The organism is Amycolatopsis rhizosphaerae (genome assembly GCF_007713715.1).
Taxonomy (GTDB): domain Bacteria; phylum Actinomycetota; class Actinomycetes; order Mycobacteriales; family Pseudonocardiaceae; genus Amycolatopsis_E; species Amycolatopsis_E rhizosphaerae.
Window position 1 is genome coordinate 1 of record NZ_VJWX01000058.1, and the last position, 22,737, is coordinate 22,737.

Genomic DNA, 22,737 nt, shown 5'->3' on the forward strand with positions numbered 1-22,737 from the left:
GGGCACGGCCATGGTGCAGGTCGCCGCGGTCTCCGGGGCGCACACCGTGGCCGGCGTGCGTCGGCCCGAACTCCACCATCGCGTGCGGGCACTCGCGCCGGACGGCCGGGTGGACGTGGTGACTCCCGGCCAGGAGGCCGCGCACGCGCCCTACGACGTGATCGTGGAGCTGGTCGGCGGTGAGGACTGCCTGCAGCGGGTGGCTCTGCTCCGCAGCCGGGGCAAGATCGTCATCGTCGGAGTCCAGGCAGGCGCCACGGCGCCGCTGCGCATGTTCGACCTCATGCTCGCCCGTGCCCAACTGATCGGCACCACCATCCGCGGGCGCTCACACGCCGAAAAGGCGCTCCTCGCCGCCACTGTACGGACATCCGTGGTGCCTCTGCTGGCGCAGGGCCGGCTGCGGGTACCCGTCGACACGGCCTTCCCGCTCGACCGGTTCGCTGACGCCTACGCCCGCCTGGCCGGCCCGGGCAAGTTCGGCAAGGTCATCCTGCTGCCGTGACGCTCTGGTCCCAGATGATCCAGAATGATCCGATGGTCACGCTTGAGACTCCCCGTTTGATCCTGCGTCGCTGGCGCGAGGACGACGTGGCGCCCATGGCTGCCGTCAATGCCGACCCCGAGGTCATGCGGTGGATCCGTGACGGCAGCGTCCGTGATGAACAGCAGACTCGCGACGGGGTCCAGGCGTGGGAGAGCGAGTGGGAGTCACGGGGCTTCGGCCTGTTCGCCGTGGAGATCCGGTCCACTGGCGAGCTGGCCGGTTTCACCGGCCTTTCGGTGCCCGGCTTCTTGCCGGAGGTACTGCCGGTGGTTGAGGCCGGTTGGCGGCTGGGACGTTCCCACTGGGGGCAGGGCTTGGCCACCGAGGCCGCCGAGGCCGCTGTCCGGTTCGGGTTCGAAGAGCGAGGGCTGGAGCGGATCGTCAGCATCATCCAAGTGGGCAACGACGCCTCCGAGCGGATCGCGACCAAGCTGGGGATGCATCCGGTCCGGGAGACCGTCAATCCCACCTGCGGCCGGCGAGTACGGGTGTTCGAGTTGTCGTCAGACCAGTACGTAACAGCCACGCGTTGATGGCGGCAGCGGACCGGAAAATTGCGAGCCAGTCGCATCGAACAACCATGCCTTCGACTTCTCCGCAAAATCCGATTGACCGGGCGGGACCGGTGAGCGATGATGATGCACATCAGCGAATGAAGGGGCAATCATGACGAACATGCGGAAGCGAGGGGCGCGACGCCAGTATCTGGCCGCGACGATCGCTGTCATCTGTTCGTCGAACGGCGGCCCCCAGGAGTCACTCTCCTGGCTGGAAGACAGCCTTCTGGGCGGCGCGGGCTCCCCACCATGACAGAGAACTCGTCAGGTCGAGGGAGCCGCCCATCGGGAAACCGATCCGGGCGGCTTTCTCTGTTGAGCGCACCCTGAAAATCAATTAATTCGCGAGCTAGCGGTAGCGCGGCGGTCTCCAAAACCGTTTGCCGGGGGTTCGACTCCTCCCGCCGGTGCTTCACGCCGCCCATTTCGCGATGGGCCGGTGCAGTTCATTGACATCTACACAGCGGAGCAAGACATTTCCCAGGCTCGCTCTGGCCGCCGCACCGGCGGCCAGAGCGAGCACCGGGTCCGGTCGCTACCGCGCGGCCGGACCCTCCGGTGAAGATGGGGCTGTAGGAGCCCCACCCGGCGGTAAACCGGGCGTCCTCGTGACACAGGGGGTTCGACTCCCTCCTTCACCACTCATGCCCCCGTAGCTCAGCAGGACAGAGCGCCGCACTACGAATGCGGAGGTCCCAGGTTCGAGTCCTGGCAGGGGTACTGGCCGGTGCGAACTCAGCACCGGCGTCCCGACGCTCACGTAGCGGCGAGGACACCGCACTGTCCCTACGACGATCGCGGGTTTCCGACGACACTTTTTCCAGCACGCTCTTTAGCGCAACGACATGAAGCCCCGGCGATCAAAGTCCGAGTCCCTGGGGAGCCATCACGCACGACTTCGACGTCACCGCGGCGGGAGCGCCGGTGACCGTCTCGCGGCTCTAGCCCAACTGGCAGAGGCACCTGGTCGAGAACCAGTCCAGTCGGGGTTCGACTCCCCGGAGCCGCACGCGAACGACCTGCCGCACAAGCTCACCTGGCCGAGCACCCGTCTCGTAAGCGGGGGGCACTGGGTTCGATTCCCAGGTGCGGCTCCACCGCCCCGTCCGGCTCGCCCGGGTGGCGGCGACGCCCCTGTAGCCCAACTGGGAGAGGCACCGCGCTCAGATCGCGGACAGTCCAGGTTCGAATCCTGGTGGGGGCACGCATCTTGGAGGGCTGGCCGAGCCAGGCAAGGCACCGGGCTGCTAACCCGAGGTCCCGGCGCGCGTTCGCATCGCGCGCCCTCCGCGCATCGAGAATGAGGTGGAACATGACGGTCCGTGCAGCGCGCTGATGAACCGACGGATGGCACCTCGACCACCACGACACTGCGGGAAACCCTGTTGTCGTGCCTGGAGGATTGGCCGAGCCCGGTAAGGCAACCGTCTCGAAAACGGTGGTCGGCGTGATGAGCGCCGCGCAGGTTCGAATCCTGCATCCTCCGCCGCACCGCCCCGCCAACGGCGGTGACCTGGGTCGTTAGCTCAATTGGGTTCGAGTCCCCTGCGGCAACTCAACGGCGCGCGACCCTGCCCGGTGTTCCGCCGGTACCGTGGCCCACTGCACGACGGTCGTGGCGCGGCCTGCAAAGCCGTGGTAATCAACCGGGTTCGACTCCCGGGTGGGTCTCCGCCGATGCCCTGCTCCGCTGTGCAGATCCCCGCGTGAGCGCTGGGCTGTCCCCACTGCCTCGACCCCGACTGCGGCTTTCGCCAACGACAGGCGCGCTTCCCGTGCAGCGGGACCTGCGCGGTTCCGCTGCTCAGACGGTGACGACGATTTTGCCGAGCGGGTGCAGGCGGGCGTAGTCGATCGCCGCTTCGACGCCGTCGTCGAGTGAGTACCGGCGGGCGATCGGCGTGGAGAGCCGGCCCGCGATCGCGGCTTCGGCGACGGCCCGCGCGCCGTTGGCCTCATCACCTGTATGCATGACAAAGACCAGCTCCACGTCATCGCGTTCCAACTGCTTGGGCTCCGGTGGCGGGAAGATGATCGAGATCAGCCGGCCGCCAGGGCGCAGGCTGCGTGCCGCAGCAGGCAGGCCGTCGGCGAAGAGTGCGAGGTTGAGGACGACGTCGACGCCGGTGGGGTAGCCGTCGTAGCCGACCGCGTGGTGGGCGCCGAGGCTGCGCAGCAGGTCGGCGGCCTCGGTGGTGCGGGCGGTCACCGTGATCTCAGCGCCGGCGGTGGCCAGGACCGGGATCAGGGTCAGGCCGACCGCGCCGGTGGCGCCGATGACGAGGACGGACTCGCCGGGGCGGATCTTCGCGGTGTCCATGAGCGCCAGCGTGGTGCCGCCCGCGATCGGCAGGGACGCGGCCTGCTCCGCGCCGAGGGCGGCCGGGCGGTGGGCCAGCGCGGGCGTGTCCGCCTCGAAGACCGCGTAATCGGCGAGGGCACCGGTGCTCAGTGACGGTCGTACGGGGTCGGCGGCAGCGCGTAGCTGGCGGGGCAAGGCCATGCCGAAGATTTCCTCGCCCGCGCGGAAGCGGGTGACGCCCGGTCCGGCTTCGGTGACGGTGCCCGCGAACTCGTTGCCGAGTGTGTAGGGGAACCGCAGTTCGACCAGGTCGCGGAAGCCGCCGGCGATGACGCGCAGGTCGGTGGGGTTGATCGTCGAGGCGGCGATCTTCACCAAGATCTGGCCGGGGCCGGGACGTGGCACGGGCAGTTCGGTGATCGTGAGTTGCTCGGGATCTCCGTAGCCGGTCGCGACGAGCGCCCGCATGGTGTCGGCTGTCATGAATTCACCGTATGGAGCAGCTCGTGAGCAGTCGATGCTTGAAACACTCACTTTCTTGCTCATTTGCCTCATCTAGCATGGCCGCATGGATCTCGTTGCGGACGTGCTGGAGATCTCCGGCGTGCGGGGCACGATCGGCACGTGCCTGGAGGCGGGCGGGAGTTGGTCGGTCCCGATGGCAGGCTGTAGCACGGCGGTTCTGTATGCGGTCACCGCCGGCAGCGCCTGGCTCGGTCTCGAAGGCTTTTCACCACAGTGGCTGGAGCTGGCGGCGGGAGACGTGGTGCTCATGCCAGGCGGGCCGTCGCACGTGCTCGGCAGCGCGCCAGGGACGGGTACCCCGGTAGCCGATCCTGCAGTGGTGGCTCGGGCGTTCGAGGCAGGTGGGGTGATCCGCCTCGGGGCGCAGCCCACCCGCACCCGCATCCTGACCATCAGCTACGACTGCGACCACACCGTGCACACCCAGATCCTCGGCACGCTGCCGGCGGTGGTGCACATCCGCGGGGACCAGGGCGAGGCTGGTTTCGACGACACCGTCCGGATGCTCGGGCGAGAATTGAGCCACCCTGGCCTGGCGGGAAGGGCGGTGCTGAACAGCCTGGTCGACGTCCTGCTCGTACAACTCGTGCGGGCCTGGCTGCCCACGCAGTCCGGACATCGTGGCACCTGGCTCGGAGTGCTGGGAGACCCGCTCGTGCACAGCGCGATGGAACATCTGCACGCCGAGCCCGCACGGCCATGGACCACGACCAGGCTGGCCTTCGCTCTCGACGTCTCCCGGGCGACTCTGTCCCGTCGGTTCTCGGCAGCCACCGGACAGAGCCCCGCCGCCTACCTGACGCAGTGGCGTATGGACCTGGCCGCGGTCCGCCTCCGCAGGACCCAGGACCCGGTCGAGTCCGTGGCCGCGGCGGTCGGCTATCAGTCGGTCCCCGCCTTCAGCAGGGCTTTCGCCCGTTCCCACGGTGTGGCTCCCGGGCGATATCGCACCGCGGCGCGCGACGACGGCCGCCTGTCGGCCTCAATTCCCTGACCTGCTCTTCCCGTCCGTAGTCGTGAACAGCCGCTACTGCCTGGCTTCGAAATCGACACATCCTGCGCGAAGTCCGATGGACCGTCTTCTTCGCCGCCTTGTCCGTGCCTTTGACGGTCTAGGTGAGGCGCTGGGCTTACCGGTGCGGCTACGAGGCTCCGGGCGCGCGCGAGTAGCTCTCGTGCCTGCTGGGTCAAGCGGCCGACGCCGGGCAACTGTGCTGTGCGGCGAACAATCTCCTCATCGCTGTCCCCTGGGCGATCGTCGGCGACCGTGGTCATCAAGGCCGCCAGCTCGGAGGGCGGCACATGGTCCAACGAGCGCGGGTCACGTTCACGGATACGCACCTCCGGTCGCTCCGGCAACCGGTAGGTCTGTGGCTTTACACCGGCCTGGACGAGCGGGCGAACCAGTACACTCGGCCGGACTGAGGTGGGCAGTTTAACCATATAGCTAACGGAGGCGGTTTCGAGGAGTGCAACCTTGTCGATCGACGATATAGATGCCGTAGATTTCGAGCTTTATTTACTTGACAGCATGAAGCCTCCGGTCGACCTTTTGTCCCAGACGCTTAAACGGTTGGGGCAAACCAAGGGAGAAATGGAAGAAAGATGCGGGAAGGTATCTCAAATAATGCGGCAGTTCGCTAATGCCGCAGATAGTTTCAGGTCCATTTTGAGAGAGAATCTCCTGGCTGAATGGAGCCGAATTCAACAGGGAATATATCTGTATCACCTGCCTCTTTGGTGGGAATTCGCATTCGAGTTGTCCTTGGATAGCAGCGGTAGGTACATTGAGAATATGAGATTTCAGAAGCATCCGGCAAGGGGGCTTGCCGGTGAAAGCGTTGCGCCCTGGAAGTTTCTGGAAGTTGACCTCGCTGCGAGTTTTGATCAAATTCGAGAGGGTGACAGTTGGGGGCACTATAAGAGTTACTTGGCTCGAGATCGCAAATCCGATAAGTGGCACTTTCTGAGGTTTGGCTGGGGGCTGCTTCAGGAGGTGAAAGAATTGACGCCCGGCGAGATGTGGAGAAATGGATTACTAAGCTGACCACGTGCGCTGGTCAACGCCGCGAATGGCGCTAGTGCTCCAGGCGCGCCCGCCACGCCGGTCAAGATCGTCCCGGAGGGGCGCGTCACATGGTCTGCGTATGAGATCAACTCGTGTTGAAAGAGTAAATAGGCGACTTGGCCGATGATCGGTCTCCAGCGCGTCAGGCGATCAACGACATGATCGATGCTGGTTTGCTGGATCAGGTGATGTCCAGGGTGGTTGGGCGCTGATCGGTGAGGGTGGTTTCCTCCCGGGTTGGTCAAAATCGTTCTGGCAGCGCTCGTGAGTTGCCGCGCCGGAAGGGGCGCCGCTGGCGTGCTCGGTGCTGAACGCCTGGTTGCGCCTTCGATCATCCGGCCTCGTGTATCGAGTGGCCGAAGCCGGCGGCACGACTTACCTAAGCGAGGTATAGTTTACTTGTGCCGGTAAGCCGGAGGGGTGGGGGATAAGTAGTTCACGGCGACGGCCCGTCGCACGCAGATCGTGGCGGCCACGATCGACACCATCGCCGCGCCGGGGTACGGAGAGGCGTCGTTCACGCGGATCGCTGAGCGGGCCGGCTTGTCCAGCACCCGGCTGATCTCGTACTACTTCGCCGGCAAGCAGGAGTTGATTGAGCAGGTCATCGCCGAGGTTTACGGCACGATGGGCCGGTTCATGGCGGAGCGGATGGCCGAACAGTCCACGGCGCCGGGCGCGTTGCGGGCCTACATCGAGGGGCAGGTCGAGTTCATCGCACGTCATCGCACCGAGATGAAAGCGCTGCTCAGCTGCTTCCTCAACGGCACGGTGTCCTACGACCCGGCCGAACATGAACTGGTGGCGCTCGACCCCATCGAGCGGATCCTGCGCGATGGGCAACGTGACGGAGAATTCCGCCAGTTCGAACGCCGAATCATGGCGGCGAGCATCCGACGCGGCCTGGACGGGCTACCCATGCTACCGGAGTCGCATCCGGACCTCGACCTGGCGGCCTGCGCCGTCGAATCGGTCACCACCTTGGATCTCGCCACCAGGAGCGCCCGGTGAATGCGCCCGCACGGCGGGGTCGCGCCGGGCTGATGATGCTGCTGGACACGGCGGCACCCATAGGTCTGTACTACCTGCTGCACAGCCTCGGCGTGGGCGTCTTCCTCGCGTTGCTGATCAGTGCGGTGGTGCCCGGCCTGAGCACGCTGGCCCAGATCGTGCGGCATCGGCGGCTGGACGGTCTCGGGGCGTTCATGGTCGGTATGACGGTGGCCTCCGCCGGGGCGGCGCTGATCAGTGGCTCGCCCCGATTCCTGCTGGCCAAGGACGGCTGGATGACCGGGATCGCCGGCCTTTGGCTGCTGGTCAGCACCAGGCGCACTCGACCCGTGGTGTTCTACTTTGCCCGCGCGCTGCTTGAAGGGCGTGTCGGCCCGGCTGGCGATTCCTGGGACTATCTGTGGGATCGCCTGCCTGGTTTCCGCCGTGTCTGGCGCGTCGCCAGTGTCATCTGGGGTGTCGCGACAATCGCGGATGCGGCGCTTCGCTTCGTCATGGCCTACACCATGCCGGTCAATGCGGTGCCGGGGCTCAACGGCGCGCAGTACGCCGTGCTGTTCGTCGCACTTCAGGTGATCACCAACATCTACTACCACCGCACCGGGCTCTACAACCCACGATCCGCGCTCTACGCGCCGATCCGTTCGGGGTGACCGGACCACGGTAAGAGTCGTAGTCGGGTCGGGACGCGTCCGGCAAGCCCAAGGGGGAACCGAGATGATGGTGCTGCCACCCGCTGGCGCACGAGGGTGTCGCGTCGATGCGTCTGCTGGGCAGCCGGGACACGCTATGCGCTGACGCCCCGATCTGACCAGAGGTCGGTCATGCCCGGGGCGCGGATTGAGCCGTTGTTGCCGGTCGTTGTCCCTCGGCGCAGCGACCGTCCGGGCCGTCCTCGGCTGGATGACCGCAAGGCCTTGTGCGGCATCCTGTTCGTCCTGCATACCGGGATTCCGTGGGAGTTCCTTCCCCAGGAGCTGGGCTTCGGATCGGGTATGACCTGCTGGCGGCGGCTGCGTGACTGGAGCGAGGTCGGAGTCTGGCAACGGCTGCACGAGAATCTGCTCGCCGAGTTGAAGGCCGCCGGTCAACTGGACTGGTCGAGGGCGGTGATCGACGGTTCGCACCTGCGGGCGATGAAAGGCGGCCCAAAACCGGACCGAGCCCGGTCAACCGTGCCCGAGCTGGCTCGAAACACCACGTCATCACCGAAGGGCACGGCATCCCGTTGCAGGTGTCGCTGACCAGCGGCAACCGCAACGACGTCACCCAACTCATGCCGCTGATCCAGGCCATCCCGCCTGTGCGCGGTCGCCGGGGCCGTCCGCGTCGGCGCCCGGACACGATCTTCGCTGATCGTGCCTACGACCACGACACCTATCGCAAGCAGGTCCAGGCAGTCGGTATCACGCCGGTCATCGCCCGTCGCGGCACCGCGCACGGTTCCGGGCTGGGCAAGTATCGCTGGGGCGTCGAGCAGACCTTCGCCCTGTTGCACTGGTTCCGGCGGCTACGCATCCGCTGGGAGATCCGCGACGACATCCACGAAGCGTTCCTGCGCTTGGGCTGCGCGATTATCTGCTTCCGCCGACTGCTCTTGCCTCCGCCAATCGGTCATCAGGCCCCGGCTGACCGTCCGTCGTCGCGGATTTCGTCCTTGAGCGCTTCGACCGCGTATCTCAACACCTTGGGGCCGACCAGGTTCATCAGCAGGAGGCCGAGGGCATAGGTGCGTTGAGTGTCGGTCATCTTGCCCGCGGCCAGGGCGTCGATGGCGACAGCGAGGTCACGTTGCTCCTGGGGAGTGACGTTCTGCATGAGTGCCAGGCAAAAGGCGGGCAGGGCTGCCTGGGCCTTGGCGAACGAGACGGCGGCCATGATCTTGGTTATCTGACCGGAGCGGTCCCTGGCGCGAACCCGGTCGACGCTGCGATCGGCGACGTTGAGCAGCGTTATGAGGAGAGTGCTCGGGCCAACGCCGATGTCCTGCCCACCGATCCGCACGGTGAAGAGTGAGCTCCGGAACAGCGCCAGCGCGGAAAGGCTCGCGACGAGTACCTGGACAGCGGCGGCGTGCGCGTCGGTGTCGGCGCCGAACCGCCAGCCGAATGTCCGGATCAGCAGCAGCGCCACACCGCTGGCCGCGGCATTCAAGACAACGTAGAACCATGCACTCGGCACGCTCACGAGCGTGGCCGGCCGATCCCGGTAGCGGGACGCGAGCTCGGCCGCGCCCACCAACGCTCCGACCAGACAAGCGACCAGATAGCCCATCGGTCAGTCCGGGTTCTCGGTACGGGCGGCCAGTGCGGTGCGTCCGGCCTTGGTGATCATTGCGATGTCGTCCTCGTCGTCCTGTAGGACCCGGGCGAGGCCCCGCTCCTCAAGCATCGCCAGCAGCCTGACCACGAGCATCGTGGGCAGCGTGGTCGCCGCCTTGAGGCTGGCCACCTCGGCGGCCCGCTCCCGGCCCAGCACGCGCAGCACGGTCCAGGCCTCGTCGGGCAACTCGCTCACGGCACTTTCGGCCGCGGGCGGGCCCCCGATCGAGACGTGACCCGACTGCGTGTTCAGAAACGTACTGAACGGATCGACCGAACTGGAGTCCGTCATGCACCTAAGGTAACCACCATGGCATTCGTCGACGACCTCCGGGACGTGCCGGAGCTGGCCCAGTGGCTGATCGGGGAGGAAATCGGCCGCGGCGGCATGGGCGTGGTCTACGCGGCGACCGACCAGGACACCGGTGAACCCTGTGCCCTCAAGATCATCACAACCGGGCCGGACGCCGCCGCCCACGTGCGGCGGGAAATCGAAAACAGCCGTCAGCTCGAGCACCCCAACATCGTCCGTACTCATGCCGGCGGGCTGGTGCGCGACATTCCCTATATGGCATTGGAACTCTGTGCGCACGGCAACCTGGCCCAACGGGTGCGCGAGCAGGGGCCGCTCCCCGCCGACCAGGCGGTGTCACTGATCACCCAAGTGCTTGCCGGGCTGGAGTACGCGCACGCCGCACCGGTTACCGCCACCGACGCGCACGGCGGGCGAGTGGACACTGTCGGACTGGTACACCGGGATGTCAAGCCGCAGAACATCCTGCTGGCCGGCGCCGGTGACGTCGCCAAGGTCGCGGACTTCGGGCTGGCCAAGGCGTTTCAACTGGCCGGGCTGAGTGGGCTGACCCGCACCGGCAGTTCGGCCGGGACGCCGGCGTTCATGCCACGCCAGCAGGTGATCGACTTCAAATACGCCACCCCAGCCGTGGACGTGTGGGCCGCGGCGGCGTCGCTCTACTTCGCCCTCACCGCGCACACCCCGCGCGACTTCCGGCCGGGCAAGGATCCCTGGCTGACCGCGTGGCGCAGCCGTCCCGTGCCTCTTCGCCAGCGGGGCGTGCCGGTGCCGGACCGCCTCGCGACGCTGCTCGACGAAGCCCTTGCCGACGATCCCGATCTGCGGTTCGGCACGGCCACCGAACTCCGCGCGGCGTTGGAGGCGATATGACGGCGTGGGAACCGGGCGGCACGGTGCTCGCCGAGTTCACCGTCGAACGCGAGTTGGGGGCCGGGGGCTTCGGCCGGGTCGCGCTGGTGCGCAACCGCCGGTCCGGCGAGCGGTACGCGGCCAAGCGGATCACGGTGGACGATCCCGTCGCGCGGCAGGGATTTCTGGCCGAGGCGCAGCGCTGGATCGGGTTGCCCGAACACCCGCATCTGGCGGCCTGCCGGTTCGTGCGCACATTGGGCGAGGAGCTCGTGGTGTTCAGCGAGTACGTCCCTGGCGGCTCGCTGGCCGAGTGGATCCGCACCGGCCGCCTGTACACCGGCGACCACGCCGTGCGCACCGCCTGCCGGATCGCGATCGAGATCGCACGGGGCCTGGACGCGGCGCACACGGCCGGCCTGCTCCACCTGGACCTCAAGCCCGCCAACGTGTTGCTCACCGAGAACGGCACCGCGAAGGTCACCGACTTCGGGTTGGCCACCGGCGCGATGCGGACTCCGGAGGAGGCCGTCCAGCTTGAGGCGGTCCTCGACTACATAGCCGGCGGTCCGGACATGAACGAGGACGAGCGGAAGGCGGCGAAAGCGGTCCTGCGCCAGATGATCGACAGACCGGACTCCTCGATCCGGGCGGTGGCGCAGGGGCACACGCTCGCCTATGCCTCGCCGGAGCAGGCGGAGGGTGAGTCGCTCGGCCGCGGCGCGGACGTGTGGAGCTGGGCGGTCACCGCGCTGGAGACGTTCGCCGGTGAGCGGACCTGGCCGTCCGGTGCGCTGGCCGACGCGGTGCTCGAACGACTGGCGCAGCGGCCCGCGAGCGCATGGCGGTTGCCGCCGCCCGCCGGTCTGCTCGAGTTGCTGCGGGCGTGCCTGCGACCCGAACCCGCCGAACGCCCACGTTCCCTGGGCGAGGTGGCCGACCGGCTGGCGACGGTGGCCGGCCTGCCGACCACCCCGCGACCTGCCACTTCGGACGAGACGCGGGTGGTCCACGAGCGCCGTCTGCTGAGCGGCGGCGAGTGGTCCGACCCGGGACGCTGGCTCGCGCTGGCCTACCAGGCGGCAGGGATCGATCTGCGCGAGACCGGCCGGTTCCTGCCCACCCAGCGCGGCAACCGCAGGTCGCAGGCGCTGGAGGATCTCCGCGCGCTGGCCGAGGCGCGCCGGGTCCTCGACCAGCTGCCCGACTCTCCGGTCAGCCGTTGGGAGCGTGCCCGTATTCGCGGGGACATCGCGCGGATCCAGCTCAGTCTCGGCGATGCGGCCGGCGGCATCGCCACCCTGCGGGCCGCCGTCGACCTCGATGCCGGCGCCCCTTTGCAGGCGGCCCTGCTGAACGAACTCGCGCTCGCGTTGCGCGATATGGGCGATATGGTTGCCGCGCTGGACGTGCACGACAGTGCCATCGCCACCGCTGAAACGCTCGGCGATGGTGAGGAGGCGTTGCACACTCAAGCGACCGCGCTGCTGGGCATGGCGAACACGCTGTTGTCTCAGTCATCGGAAGCGGTCGCGTTCGACCTCTACGACCGTGCCCTGGCCGCCTATGAGCAGGCGGGCGACGACGAGGGCGCGGTGAAGGTACTGGCCGCCAAGGCGGACGCGGCGTTTCGAGCGGGTGAACCCGAGCGGGCCAGCGAGCTGTGGGAGCGGGCCGACGAGCGGTTGCGCGCGCTCGGCACGGTGGGTCGCTCCGACCTGGTCGCCACCCGCGCGCAACTCGCCTACAACCGCGCGGTCCTCGCGGCGGCACCGGCCGAGCAGTTGCGGTACGCGCGGATCGCCGTCGACCTGCTCGGCCCACTGGTCCGTGAACAGGGGTGGCACGAGCTGACCGGGCCCCTCGGGCAAGCGCTGTTCCAGGTCGGGCGGGCGGAGGAAAGCCTGGACCGCCCACGGCCTGCGCTCGAGGGCTACCGCGCGGCGGCGAAGATGCTCGCCGAGGCCGTGCAACGCGACGGGCGGTCGGACTTGGCCGACGAGCTGGCACTGGCTTACGACCACGAGTCAACCCTGGTGCGGAGGCTGGAAAGCCCGCAGGCGGGCGCGACGGTCGCCCGGCGGGCCGTCGACTTGTGGCAACGGCTGGCCGATCTGGACGGATCGCAGACGTGGCTGGCGCAGCTGGCCGATGCCCGGGAGAAACTTGCCGCCGCGTTGATGGACGCCGGTGACGCCGATGCCGCCCGCGAACAACTCGACTCGGTACTGCGCCTTATTCCCGAGCACGAGGCTACCTCCGCCGACCTGAGCGCGTTGGTCGCGATGGCACACCGCCAGCACGGTGTGCTGCGCCGACGCGCGGGGGACCCGCTCGGTGCCTGCGAGCGTTACCAGCACGCGCTGGACGTGCTCGGCGACGGGCCGGAGCCGCGCCGCGACGTGGCCAGGGTCCTCATCTTGGAGAGCATGGCCGCCGCACTCGGTGACGCCGGCTACCTCGCCGAGGCCGTGGGCGTGATCGAGCAGTCGGTGCGCATCGTGGAGTCACTGGTCAGGCAGGGTCTCCGAGGTGAATCCGAGTTGGCAGGCTCCTACCATCGGCTCGCCAACGACCACCTTCGGATCGGCGACTACGAGCGCGCGGCCCGGGCGGCCGAGACGGCGCTGGAGGTCTACGACCGGCTGACCGGCGCCGGGCGTGACGACCTGGTCCTGGAGGCGGCCCGGCTCCGCGTCGCCTACGGCACCACCCTGCATCGACTGTCCGATGTAGACGGAGCGATCGCCGCCATCGCCGCCGCGCGACCTGTGTTCGCCGAGGCTGGCCGCACGGATGAGCAGCTGGCCTTCATGGCACGGGGCATCGACGCCCAGCTCGCCGAGTTACGTGCCCTCACCGCGCTCGGCCCGGCGGACCTCGGCCGCTGGCTGGAGCAGGCGCAGGCTCAGGTCAACGACGCGGGCCGGTTGTCCCGGGCCGGACAGACACATTATGCGTCCATGACCCTCGAGTCGATCATCGCTGATCTGGCGTGGTTGAGCCGGTATCACCCGACCGAGGCGGTCCTGCGGCTACTCGGGCAGGCCGGCTGTCACCAGGGCGCGATTGCGCTACACGCGCACCGCGATGCCGCGGCCTTCAACGGTTTCACGATCGCCAGCAACGCCTACGCCGCCATGGTGGACGGCGGCCTGGTACACCACCTGGAGGACCTGGCGAAGGCGCTCATCGGGCTCGCCTCGCTGCAGGCCCTGCTGGGCGATGACGCGGGTTCGGCCCGGGTGATCGATGAACTCGTGGGCAGGGTGGCCAGGATCGCCCCGGCGAGCGCACCGGCTTGGCGCGCCCTCGCCGAGCGCACCGTGGCGCGGATGCGGGCACCCTGACCGTCTGGGTACCGCCTGCCTCAGGCCCGGCCAGTAACCGAGCGCAGAGTGGGCCTCGAGGTCTTCGATGAAGGACTCCGAGCTTAGAGGCGGTCGAATGCGGGCCTCACGGTTAAGCGTCCTGATTCCATGGAGGGAATCGTCTGTGCAACCAGTTTCCTTGATATTTCAAGGGAGGGCAGGGCGATCATAACGGTTCCTGGCAGCAGGCTTGCCATCGTCGATAGGCTATGTGAACACGTAAAAGAGGTCGCGTTTTCCTGGTTTAGATCTTCTGAGAATCCTGAGACTTTGGCTAGTATTGTATCCAATTCACTCCTGCGTCCGACCGGTTTTGCTCAGATTGATCAACTTCGGGGGGTACGGCTGCTCCATGTCGTGGGGGATGACGAGCGCCGACGGGAACTGGTGGTTGAAAGGATGGCCTCGGGTGGCTGGACGGCCAAGTAGTTCCCGGCGGATCGACAGGGATCCACGGCAACGGCAGATCCTGCAGGTCCGGTCGTATTGCCTGCTCATGGCCGCACTGAATCTGGTCATCGTGGCGTTCATTCTCTTTGGTCCACGGTTGGCCGAGCTGCTGGTCGGCAGTCGGGACCCGGTCATCCTGACTCCATTCGTGTTCCAGACGTGGTTCTGCGCGGGCGTACTGATGACTCTGGCCGTGCTGTTGTTGCGAACCCGGTGGGGGCTCGCGCGGTTTCCTGATGGTCGATCAGCACGGCACACCTGCACCACCGCGTTCGTTCTGGCCGGGATCGCAGTCGTCAGCGAGATCCTCATCCAGCTCTCCGAAGGGACCACGATCGATTTTTCCGCGTTGATCTTCACGCTCTTACTGGTGTTCATCGCTGTCATGCTGCGGTCCGGGTTGGCGCGCGTGCTGCGATAGCCACACCGTGAGCGATATCCGCCGTACCGGCCGGTGAGGGCTGTGACTGTGGAGCGAGAACCGGGCTTCCTTCCTGCAGTCGTGGTACGCCGTCGGTTTTGCGCACGATGTGCCCGACATAGTCGGCCGCGTTTCTTGCGGGAGAGCATTTCTAGCTCCGCAGAAGTCGGATTGCCAAGACGGTGACAGTGCCGTTGTAGAGGACCAGGACGGTGGGCACAAGCACGCTCACAACGATCACTGGCGCACCGATCGGTACGTGCGCCAGACCAGGGCCGGTCCCTAGTCCGAGCCAGCCGAGGCATGCCATGAGGACGCTCAGGTTCCAGAGCACGAGCAGGTTCCGCGAGCTCGTGAATACGACGTGCCCGCGCCGGATCGATCGGGCGATTGTCTCGGCCGCGATGATGTGGCACGGCTCAGCCCCGGCGGAGCCGGCGGCGCATGACCACGGCCGTCACCCCAGCGCAGATCACGGTGACGGTCGCAACGGTGAACGCGATGACCAGCACACCGGTGCTCAGCGGGGTCGTACCACCCCTGCCGCCCGCAATGGCCCGCACGATCAAGGTGCCCAGGCCGTCCATCACCAGCGCGCACAGCCACATCGCCATCATCATCGTGCGAACCCCGCCGAAAAACTGCGAGTCCAGAGACGGGGAGCTAGGGGTACGGTCGCGCGCGAAAACAACGCCGATTCCGCCGAAGAGCAGACTAATTGCCCCACCCCCGAAAAAAGCCAATCCGAAATAGAAGAAAGGATGGGTGCCGGTGGGTGCCGCGAAGCCCAGCCCGATGAACACAATGATCGCGATGAGGCTCACGCTCAACGACATGGCAGCGATCCGGCCTGTGCCAGCGAGGTCTGGCATCACTGCGCCACGTGCCAGTCGGTTTTGGCCTGCATGGCGCCGGTATTGGACTTGGCCCATTGGTCGCCGAGGTCGTGCACCTTCTGGGCGATGGTGTTCTGCTCGCTGGAGATGGTGTTGGTCAGGGACTGCAGCGACAGAAGCGCGGTCGCGACCAGTCCGATGGAGACACCGGCCGCCCCCAAGATCGCTGCGATCGCGGCAGGGATGCCGACTACCGTGCAAGCCGCAATGATCGCGCCGGCAACACCGACCACAAAGGTGACCAGGGCGATGACGATGGCCGTCAAGTCGAAACCCCACCGCTGATCGTCCACGATGGCTGACCGTAGCGCACCTGCACCCACATCCGCAGCGACTTGAGCACTTTCAGTCATGATGCGGTACACATCCAGCCAGTACGGGCCCCCAGCGCCTGCAGTGCGGGACTGCGAAACCCGACCCGCGGTACGCGCAATGACACGATTGGCGCAGTGAACCAGCAGGTCAACCCGGGTGGTGTCTGGCGAGAAACTGGCGGACGGCTCGCCGCCCAGTGACACCGGTGGATCCGGTCGCACAGCAGTGCTCAGGTCGAGGTGAACGCGCCCGATCGTGGCATTGTTCAGAACAGGGTTGCGGGCTTGGGGGGTTCCGGCTCGGGCAGCGCGTCGAGGGTGGGCACGAGTGTCCGCACGTCGTCATGAAAGCGGCGGGCGAGCGTCGGCGCGTTGTCGTTGTCGGGGGTGTGCACGAAGATTGTTGGTAACCGGCCCTCCCGCAACCAGCGGGCGACCACCCTGGTCCACGGCTGCCAGCCCTCGATGGTCTCCTCGAGCGAATCCCGGCCCAGGTAGCGGACGATCGGCCGGTCGGTCAGTGCACGCGTCCGCCGCGGCAGCCGAGGTTTCTTGGCCCACGCGTCGCGCTCGGCCTCACTGGTCGGCGGGTTCTGGAAGAAGACCGTGGTGTCGAACGGCACCCACTCGGTGTGCGCGTCGGCCAGCGCCCGCTCCAGCCGTGACGTCGAGCTGGCATCGGTGAAGAACCCGGGGTGGCGCACCTCCACGGCGCGTCGACGGTCGGTGGGCAGCCGGCGCAGGAAGCGGCCGAGGGCGTCGACGTCGGAGGGGCCGAAGGAGCTGGGTAACTGGGTCCACAGGACCGCCCGTTCGCCGAGGGGTTCGATCGCCTCCAGGAAAGCCCGCATCTCGGCCTCGACAGCCACGAACCGGCGCTCGTGCGTGACGACCTTGGGCAGCTTGACCACGAACCGGAAATCGGGGTCGACCTGCTGCGCCCAAGCCGCGACGGTGTTTCGGGCGGGGGTCGCGTAGAAGGTGGTGTTGCCCTCGACCGCGTTGCACCAGCCGGCGTAGGCCCGCAGGCGCTCCTTGGCCGGCAGCGACTGTGGCAGGAACCGCCCGGACCACGCCTTGTGGGTCCACATCGCGCAGCCAACGTGAAGACGTGCCACTCCACCCGCCTCCCGTCGGTCGTGAGGGAAACTACTACCCGGGCAACCGCTTTCACTCACGGCCCAGGACCGGCGTCCGGGGAGCATGCCGCGCGGCAGGACCTTCTCGGCGCGTCTCGCCCCGGTCTTCGCGAATGGGGAGGCGGGTACGTTCGTCTCCTCTTCTGGCATAGTCGATCTCCGGTGTGCTTTCGGGCTGGGCGGCAGGGGGACGAGGATGATCTTGGTGACCGGCGCGAGCGGGAACGTCGGATCGGCGCTGCTGACGCACTTGCGTGCCGAGGGGGTGGCGACCCGAGCCGCTTACCGCGATCCGGGCAAGACGGCCGAGGCGAACGAGTCGGGCTGGCAGGCGGTGACGCTCGATCTCGGACAGCCGGAGACGCTGGCGCCGGCGCTTGATGGTGTCGATGCCGTCTTCCTGCTGGGGGCGATGGGTCCGGAGCAGACCGCGCAGGAACTCAATCTGGTTGACGCGGCCCGCGCGGCGGGTACGCGAGTGGTCAAGCTGTCGGTCTGGCGGGCGGATGAAGGCCTGACCCCGATCGCCCGGCTGCATCGGCCTGCTGAGCAGGCGTTGTCCGCCTCCGGGCTGTCGTGGACCATTCTTCGGCCCAACTTCTATCTGCAGAATTTCCTGCGTCAGCCCTCCATTCGCCAGGCCGGGGAGTTCAGTTTTCCGCTGGTCAACGCGCCGATCAGTTTTGTCGGCGCCGGTGATATCGCCCGGGTGGCCGCGCGGGTGTTGACAAGCGACGGCCATGATGGGCGCATTTACGACCTCACCGGGCCGGAAGCCCTGACCTACGTCGAAGCTGCGGAGGTGTTTTCCGGCGTGTTGGGCAGGCCGGTGCGCTATGCCGAGCTTGCCGACGATCAGGCTCGCGTCGCGATGCTGAACCGGGGAATGCCAGAGTTCTACGTCGACGCTCTGATCGAGGTGGCCCGCGCCTACCGGAACGGTGGCGCCGACGCTGTGACCTCGACAGTGCCTGATCTCACCGGCCGTGCTGCCCTCAGGCTCGCCGATTTCGTGCGCCAGAACCGCGATGTGTTCGGTTGACCGCCGCCGACATGAGGAACTTTCCGGGCGGGGCTCAAGGCGCCGGTCGCGTCCACTGATCCGGCCAGGACGAGTTCGGCTATTCCGGCCGTGATCGGGGGATGTCGAATATGCCGAGGGGTCCACGGTTGCGGTCCTGGTGAGTGAGCCGGTGCCGAGTGGCACGGAAGTGCTGGCCGGGCGCTGCGCAGCGCGCTTCCTTGCCGCCCGGTCCGTGCCCTTGACCGTCTCGGTGAGATAGCTGAGCAGACCCCGGCCCGCTCGCTTACAGGGTCACGGCCGGCGGGAATGTGTTGATGGCGTCGGCGAGGGTCTGGGCGAGTTGCTGGTAGTAGGCGGCGTTGGGTTGGTTGCTGGTCAGGTAGCTGGGGTTGATCTGGTTCGGGTGGCCGCCGGTGTTGTCGGCGACGGCGTGGTCGAGGACTTCGCCGGCTCCGTATTGGCTGTAGTTGCTGCGGATGTCCTGGTTGATCGCGACCCGGACGGCTTCGCGTGGATCTGACGAGCCAAGGCCGAGGGGCGGGATGGTGGCCAGGATGACGTGCATCGGGGTGCCGTCGGACCGACTTGCGCTCTGTATGGAATAACCGTAGACGTCCCGGGTCGCGCCACGTACCTCGACCAGTTCGGTGAACTCGTTCTTCAGAACGGTGTCGCTCCGGATGAGAGCGTTGCGCGGGATCTGCGATTCCCGGGCGAGCGCGACACCGGTGGGTCCCTTCCGGTCCGAATCATCTGATACCGGGTGAGCGCGTGCGCGACGGGCGCGCGCCGACGTTGATCGTCTCTTATGGACGGTGTCGGATCCCCTCGTCGCGGAAGGCCGCTACCGCACACTCGGCCGCGCTACCCGCGTCTTCCGCGACGACGACGCTACCGGCGATCGTGATCGCCGGTTCGAGCGGGATCGCCCGAACGCGGGTGGAGTGGATCTCGGCGACCTGGTCGGCGGGCAGCACCGTCCAGCTCCGCGAATCCGAGCCGACTTCGACGATCGTGCCCTGGAGCGTGCCGGTCGGCCTGCCTGCTCGCGGACACACCCCGGTTTCGCGCAGCGCCAGGCCCACGGCGTCGTGCAACGGCGGGTCGTGCTCCCGCGCGGGCAAGCGCAGCGTGTCGCCGGCCAGTTCGGCCAGGCTGACGGCACTCCCGTCGGCGGCCGGATGATGCTTTGACACCACCGCCAGCAAGTTCTCCTGCCAAGCCGGTAACACCGTCAACCCTGGTACGGAGCCCACCCCACGGGTCAGTGCCAGGTCGAGGTCACCCTGCCGGAGAGCGTTGAGCCGGGCCTCGACCGGCAGATCGACCAGCACCACGTCGAACTCCGGCGCCCCCTCGCGCAGAGCGTCGATACCGCGTTCCAGACGAGCGGTCATGCCGGCGGCAGTGCCGATGCGCACAACCGCCGGGACCTGCTTCGCCGCTATCTGTACCTGGTTGGCCGCGGCGAGCGTGCTGCGCGCCGCATCGAGCACCCGCCGCCCGGCCGCGGTCAGCCGGACGCGCCGGGGCGACCGGTCGAGCAGCCGGACCCCGAGTTCCCGCTCCAGCCGGGCGATCTGCTGGCTGACCGCGGGCTGGGCGATGTGCAGCCGCTCGGCGGCCCGGCCGAAGTGCAGCTCGTCGGCGACGGCGACGAAATAGCGCAGCGCCCGTAACTCCATGGTTCCTACCTGGGACTGGATCAACGATAAGCTCAGCTTATCGCAGCACATACGGCTTGGCGCTGGTTCGCGTGGCCAGCCGGTGCTGTAGTCGTGGTCATGACCATCGAACTCGGGCCGCTCGGTGCCTACCTGACCGCCGCCGACGCGACCGCGACGGACGCCGTCGCACTGGAGGAAGCCGGCTACAGCGCGATCTGGCTGGCGGCGTCGCCGGCCGCCGATCTCCTCTCGGCAGAGCGGCTGCTCGACGCCACGAACCGGATCGTGGTGGGCACCAGCGTGCTCAACGTGTGGCAGGCCGACGCGGGTACCGTCGCGGACTCCTACCACCGGATCGCGAACAAGCACGCCGAACGGCTGCTCATCGGCATCGGCGCCGGCCACCGGGAAATCAACACCGGGTACACGTCACCGGTTGCGAAGACCGCGAGCTACCTGGACACCCTGACCGCGGCCGGCGTCCCCGCCGAGCGCGTGCTACTGGCCGCACTCGGCCCCAAGATGCTCCGGCTGGCAGCCGAGCGCGCCGCGGGCACACTCACGCTCCAGGTGACGCCCGAACACACTCGCCGCGCCCGTGAAGCCCTGGGACCGGACAAGCTGGTGGCGCCCGGCCACGGCGTGCTGCTGGACACTGACGTCGACCGGGCCCGGGAGACCGGCCGGGCCGGGCTGCGCCCCATCCTCGGTATCGCCAACTATGCCGACAACCTCCGGCGGATCGGCTACACCGACCGCGACCTCACCGACCCGTTCAGCGACCGGTTGATCGACGCGCTCGTGCTCCACAGCGACGCGACGGCCATCGCGACAGGCATCCGCGCGGAGATCGCGGCGGGAGCGAACCACGTCGGCCTGCACGCAGTGGGCGAAGACCCGATCGGTGTTCTGCGCGCGATCGCCGCAGCAGCGCGCGAACCGGAGACGCTGCGGGCATAGCACATTGGCCACCGCTCGGGCCGAAAGCCCCAGCCTTCCGCCCGCCGCCGGCTCCGCCACGACACCTACCCGCCGGCCCCGAAGTCCACGACCAGACCAAGCTTCACGGGCGGACCAGGTTGCCGAATCCGGTAAGCCCGTGGCCCGCGCACCCGGCGTCCGGGCCGTCACCTCGCTGGGCGGCCGCCTGGTGGTCGAGGTCGGTTCGGGCAGCTACCGGTTCGTCGTCTCGGGGGCGACTCGCTGAGTCTTCCAGCGTGGCCATCCTCGAGACGGTTCCGGTTTCGGCACCGTGACGGACGGCGCTGGCCGGGCTGGTCCAGCTCCGGACCTGTACCACCTGGGCCACCGCGCCGGCCGTTGGGCGACTTTCGCGGGGTTGGAGCTGATCCACTCCCACCGTGCGGCCGCGCTGAGCACTCCGTTGAGGATCGAGTGAATCTGCCGCACCGATGAGGAAGCCATGGGCTTGCATTTGTGTGGCCCGCACTCGGCTTCCTTGCCGTCATGGTCGTCTTCGTTCTTGTGGTCGATGAAGCGCTTTCCATTGCAGCGGGGTCCTGCATCGGCGAAGTTGGCTGTAGAGCGCTTCCAGCATGCGCGCACTCAGCTTGTTCACCGGCACATCGCCGAGCGCCGGCCGAATGGTGCGCCCGATGTACCCCGCCAAGCGCCTCTGGGCCGTCTCGGCCGACCTGCTCCGTGTCTGACCTCTCGACGCCACAGCAAGCGACACCGGGGCAACCTGTCGCACGCTCGGCGGCCCGCCGACGCGATCAAGCGTCAACGGGCCATCCGGCGAGGGAGCATGTCCTACTGCGCTCCGAGCTCCTTGCCCGCGTCCCGGGCCGCCGCGAGCGCCTCGGCATGCATCGCCGAAGCCATGTCCTTGAAGTCGTCGAATTGCGGTAGCACGCCCACGAGCGTGAACTCGCGCGCGATCACGGTCAGTTCCACGCCCCACACGTCTTCGAGAATGCGGCGCAGGAACGGCGTCGCGTGATCCCAGCCGTCGCGCGGCGTGCCGGGGCCGTACGCCCCGCCACGGGCCGTGGTCAGCACTGCCTTCTTGCCATCGAGGAACCGCCGGCCGTGCGCGCGCGGGTCGGTCCACACCAGGTCACAGTAGGTCTTGAAATGCTGGGAAACGCCGTAGTTGTACAGCGGCACCGCGAACAGGAACGCGTCCGCGGCGAGCAGTTCGTCGACCAGCGTCGCGGCCAGCGCGACGGCCTCCTGCTGTCGCGGGGACTGGTCGGCATGAGGGAGGTCGCGGGCGCTGACGGCGGTGCCCCACGCGTCGGCGGGGAGGACATCGAAACCGATGTTGCGTCTTGTGATCGTGTCGCCGGGGCGGGCCGCGAGCCACTCCTGTTCGACGACGTCGCTGATCTCCCGGGTGGCCGAGCCCTCCGGGCTGATGCTGGCGTCCAGGCGGAACAGAGTCATGGTCATCCTCTCTGACTTAAAGCTTTAATTGATCATAGCAAGTTGACTTAAAGCTTTAAATGTAAGGGGACGGCTCAGTCGATCCGGACCGACCGGAGCGAGTTGCCGAGGTGGATGCGGTTGATGGCGGAGGTGGTGCTGGTGAGGTCCGTGGCGGCGCCGACGGTGAGCAACAGCGGCACGTAGTGGTCGGCGGTGGGGTGGGCGATCTGCACGCCGGGTGCCTTCGCGCGGTAGTCGGTGAGGGTGTCGACGTCGTCGCGGTGCAGTGCGTCGATCGCCCATTCGTCGAAGGCTCTGGTGTGCCCGGCGAGGGCGGGGTTCCGCAGGGCGGCGAAGCTGTGGGTCATGAAGCCGGAGCCGATGACGAGGATGCCTTCTTCGCGTAGCGGGCGCAGTCGCCGGCCGAGTGTGAGCAGGGCATCGGGGGCGAGGCTCGGCATGGACAGTTGGATGACGGGTACGTCGGCGGCCGGGTACATCGCCATCAGGGGAATGAAGGCGCCGTGGTCGAGGCCGCGGTTGACGAACTGGTGGACCGGTCCGGTGC

At 67.6% G+C, this 22,737-nt stretch carries 21 protein-coding genes, 7 tRNA genes and 1 pseudogene; 19 read left to right on the top strand and 10 right to left on the bottom strand.

The window, feature by feature from the left end; genetic code table 11:
• The 9 genes from FNH05_RS08895 to FNH05_RS08930 form a co-directional block, all read left to right on the top strand.
• Positions 1-505: zinc-binding dehydrogenase (locus FNH05_RS08895; RefSeq protein ID WP_144586856.1), on the top strand; the 505-nt coding region annotated here is incomplete at its 5' end.
• Entirely contained in the window at positions 502-1,080 is a 579-nt protein-coding gene (locus FNH05_RS08900; RefSeq protein ID WP_222426557.1) for a GNAT family N-acetyltransferase, read from the top strand. The genes FNH05_RS08895 and FNH05_RS08900, both read left to right, overlap by 4 nt.
• Before the next feature lie 581 nt (positions 1,081-1,661).
• Positions 1,662-1,745 (top strand) — tRNA-Tyr (locus FNH05_RS37925).
• A gap of 5 nt (positions 1,746-1,750) precedes the next feature.
• A tRNA-Arg gene (locus tag FNH05_RS08905) sits at positions 1,751-1,824 on the top strand.
• A gap of 215 nt (positions 1,825-2,039) precedes the next feature.
• A tRNA-Leu gene (locus tag FNH05_RS08910) sits at positions 2,040-2,113 on the top strand.
• A 12-nt stretch (positions 2,114-2,125) separates the two neighbouring features.
• Positions 2,126-2,201: transfer RNA gene (locus FNH05_RS08915), tRNA-Thr, on the top strand.
• A gap of 33 nt (positions 2,202-2,234) precedes the next feature.
• Positions 2,235-2,308, top strand: a tRNA-Leu gene (locus FNH05_RS08920).
• Between the two features lie 8 nt (positions 2,309-2,316).
• Positions 2,317-2,394: transfer RNA gene (locus tag FNH05_RS08925), tRNA-Ser, on the top strand.
• A gap of 106 nt (positions 2,395-2,500) precedes the next feature.
• Positions 2,501-2,590, top strand: a tRNA-Ser gene (locus FNH05_RS08930).
• A 318-nt stretch (positions 2,591-2,908) separates the two neighbouring features.
• On the opposite strand, the gene FNH05_RS08935 is transcribed toward FNH05_RS08930, so the two are convergent.
• Positions 2,909-3,889, bottom strand: a complete 981-nt coding sequence (locus tag FNH05_RS08935) for an NADP-dependent oxidoreductase (RefSeq protein ID WP_222426558.1) — start codon at positions 3,887-3,889, stop codon at positions 2,909-2,911.
• 85 nt (positions 3,890-3,974) lie between these two features.
• Between FNH05_RS08935 and FNH05_RS08940 the strand changes: the two genes are divergently transcribed.
• The 5 genes and pseudogenes from FNH05_RS08940 to FNH05_RS08960 all read left to right on the top strand — a co-directional run.
• On the top strand, positions 3,975-4,925 hold the full coding sequence (locus FNH05_RS08940) for an AraC family transcriptional regulator (protein WP_186382459.1): 951 nt from the start codon (positions 3,975-3,977) through the stop codon (positions 4,923-4,925).
• Positions 4,926-5,408: 483 nt separating this feature from the next.
• Positions 5,409-5,978, top strand: coding sequence for a hypothetical protein (locus FNH05_RS08945; protein WP_144586857.1), 570 nt, complete (start codon positions 5,409-5,411; stop codon positions 5,976-5,978).
• 486 nt (positions 5,979-6,464) lie between these two features.
• Entirely contained in the window at positions 6,465-7,010 is a 546-nt protein-coding gene (locus tag FNH05_RS08950) for a TetR family transcriptional regulator (protein ID WP_144586858.1), read from the top strand.
• Positions 7,011-7,042: 32 nt separating this feature from the next.
• Positions 7,043-7,663 carry a VC0807 family protein gene (locus tag FNH05_RS08955; protein WP_144586859.1) on the top strand — a complete coding sequence of 207 codons (621 nt, stop codon included), beginning with the start codon at positions 7,043-7,045 and terminating at the stop codon, positions 7,661-7,663.
• Between the two features lie 171 nt (positions 7,664-7,834).
• Positions 7,835-8,604: pseudogene (locus FNH05_RS08960) on the top strand (IS5 family transposase); the annotation flags it as partial.
• Between the two features lie 23 nt (positions 8,605-8,627).
• Here the strand turns inward: FNH05_RS08960 and FNH05_RS08965 are convergent.
• Together FNH05_RS08965 and FNH05_RS08970 are read right to left on the bottom strand one after the other, a co-directional pair.
• Complete coding sequence (locus FNH05_RS08965) at positions 8,628-9,284, bottom strand: hypothetical protein (RefSeq protein WP_144586860.1); 657 nt, start codon at positions 9,282-9,284, stop codon at positions 8,628-8,630.
• A gap of 3 nt (positions 9,285-9,287) precedes the next feature.
• The gene (locus FNH05_RS08970; protein WP_144586861.1) at positions 9,288-9,623 is read right to left on the bottom strand and encodes a helix-turn-helix domain-containing protein; all 336 of its coding nucleotides are present in this window, start codon (positions 9,621-9,623) and stop codon (positions 9,288-9,290) included.
• A gap of 18 nt (positions 9,624-9,641) precedes the next feature.
• Here FNH05_RS08970 and FNH05_RS08975 point away from each other — a divergent pair, with 18 nt between their 5' ends.
• From FNH05_RS08975 to FNH05_RS08985, 3 genes are all read left to right on the top strand, one after another.
• The gene (locus FNH05_RS08975; RefSeq protein ID WP_144586862.1) at positions 9,642-10,517 is read left to right on the top strand and encodes a serine/threonine-protein kinase; all 876 of its coding nucleotides are present in this window, start codon (positions 9,642-9,644) and stop codon (positions 10,515-10,517) included.
• A complete protein-coding gene (locus FNH05_RS08980; RefSeq protein WP_144586863.1) occupies positions 10,514-13,846 on the top strand; it encodes a serine/threonine-protein kinase in 3,333 nt (1,110 codons plus the stop codon). The genes FNH05_RS08975 and FNH05_RS08980 overlap by 4 nt, the downstream gene beginning before the upstream one ends.
• A 517-nt stretch (positions 13,847-14,363) precedes the next feature.
• Entirely contained in the window at positions 14,364-14,738 is a 375-nt protein-coding gene (locus FNH05_RS08985) for a hypothetical protein (RefSeq protein WP_144586864.1), read from the top strand.
• Positions 14,739-15,157: 419 nt separating this feature from the next.
• Here FNH05_RS08985 and FNH05_RS08990 read toward each other — a convergent pair whose 3' ends face one another.
• From FNH05_RS08990 to FNH05_RS09000, 3 genes are all read right to left on the bottom strand, one after another.
• Positions 15,158-15,562, bottom strand: a complete 405-nt coding sequence (locus FNH05_RS08990; RefSeq protein ID WP_246127623.1) for a hypothetical protein — start codon at positions 15,560-15,562, stop codon at positions 15,158-15,160.
• A gap of 47 nt (positions 15,563-15,609) precedes the next feature.
• Positions 15,610-15,927 carry a hypothetical protein gene (locus FNH05_RS08995; protein WP_144586866.1) on the bottom strand — a complete coding sequence of 106 codons (318 nt, stop codon included), beginning with the start codon at positions 15,925-15,927 and terminating at the stop codon, positions 15,610-15,612.
• Between the two features lie 287 nt (positions 15,928-16,214).
• Complete coding sequence (locus tag FNH05_RS09000; RefSeq protein ID WP_144586867.1) at positions 16,215-17,039, bottom strand: DUF72 domain-containing protein; 825 nt, start codon at positions 17,037-17,039, stop codon at positions 16,215-16,217.
• A gap of 244 nt (positions 17,040-17,283) precedes the next feature.
• Here FNH05_RS09000 and FNH05_RS09005 point away from each other — a divergent pair, with 244 nt between their 5' ends.
• On the top strand, positions 17,284-18,129 hold the full coding sequence (locus FNH05_RS09005) for an SDR family oxidoreductase (protein WP_144586868.1): 846 nt from the start codon (positions 17,284-17,286) through the stop codon (positions 18,127-18,129).
• A gap of 265 nt (positions 18,130-18,394) precedes the next feature.
• On the opposite strand, the gene FNH05_RS09010 is transcribed toward FNH05_RS09005, so the two are convergent.
• Positions 18,395-18,676, bottom strand: coding sequence for an SGNH/GDSL hydrolase family protein (locus FNH05_RS09010; RefSeq protein WP_144586869.1), 282 nt, complete (start codon positions 18,674-18,676; stop codon positions 18,395-18,397).
• 241 nt (positions 18,677-18,917) lie between these two features.
• Positions 18,918-19,796, bottom strand: coding sequence for a LysR family transcriptional regulator (locus tag FNH05_RS09015; RefSeq protein ID WP_144586870.1), 879 nt, complete (start codon positions 19,794-19,796; stop codon positions 18,918-18,920).
• A 99-nt stretch (positions 19,797-19,895) separates the two neighbouring features.
• On the opposite strand from FNH05_RS09015, the gene FNH05_RS09020 reads away from it, so the two are divergent.
• On the top strand, positions 19,896-20,738 hold the full coding sequence (locus FNH05_RS09020) for a TIGR03620 family F420-dependent LLM class oxidoreductase (RefSeq protein ID WP_144586871.1): 843 nt from the start codon (positions 19,896-19,898) through the stop codon (positions 20,736-20,738).
• An 813-nt stretch (positions 20,739-21,551) separates the two neighbouring features.
• Here FNH05_RS09020 and FNH05_RS09030 read toward each other — a convergent pair.
• Positions 21,552-22,187: an FMN-dependent NADH-azoreductase gene (locus FNH05_RS09030; RefSeq protein ID WP_144586872.1), complete on the bottom strand. Its 636-nt coding sequence runs from the start codon at positions 22,185-22,187 to the stop codon at positions 21,552-21,554.
• A gap of 74 nt (positions 22,188-22,261) precedes the next feature.
• Positions 22,262-22,737, bottom strand: a 476-nt coding sequence (locus tag FNH05_RS09035) for a DODA-type extradiol aromatic ring-opening family dioxygenase (RefSeq protein WP_144586873.1), incomplete at its 5' end; no start/stop codon positions are given.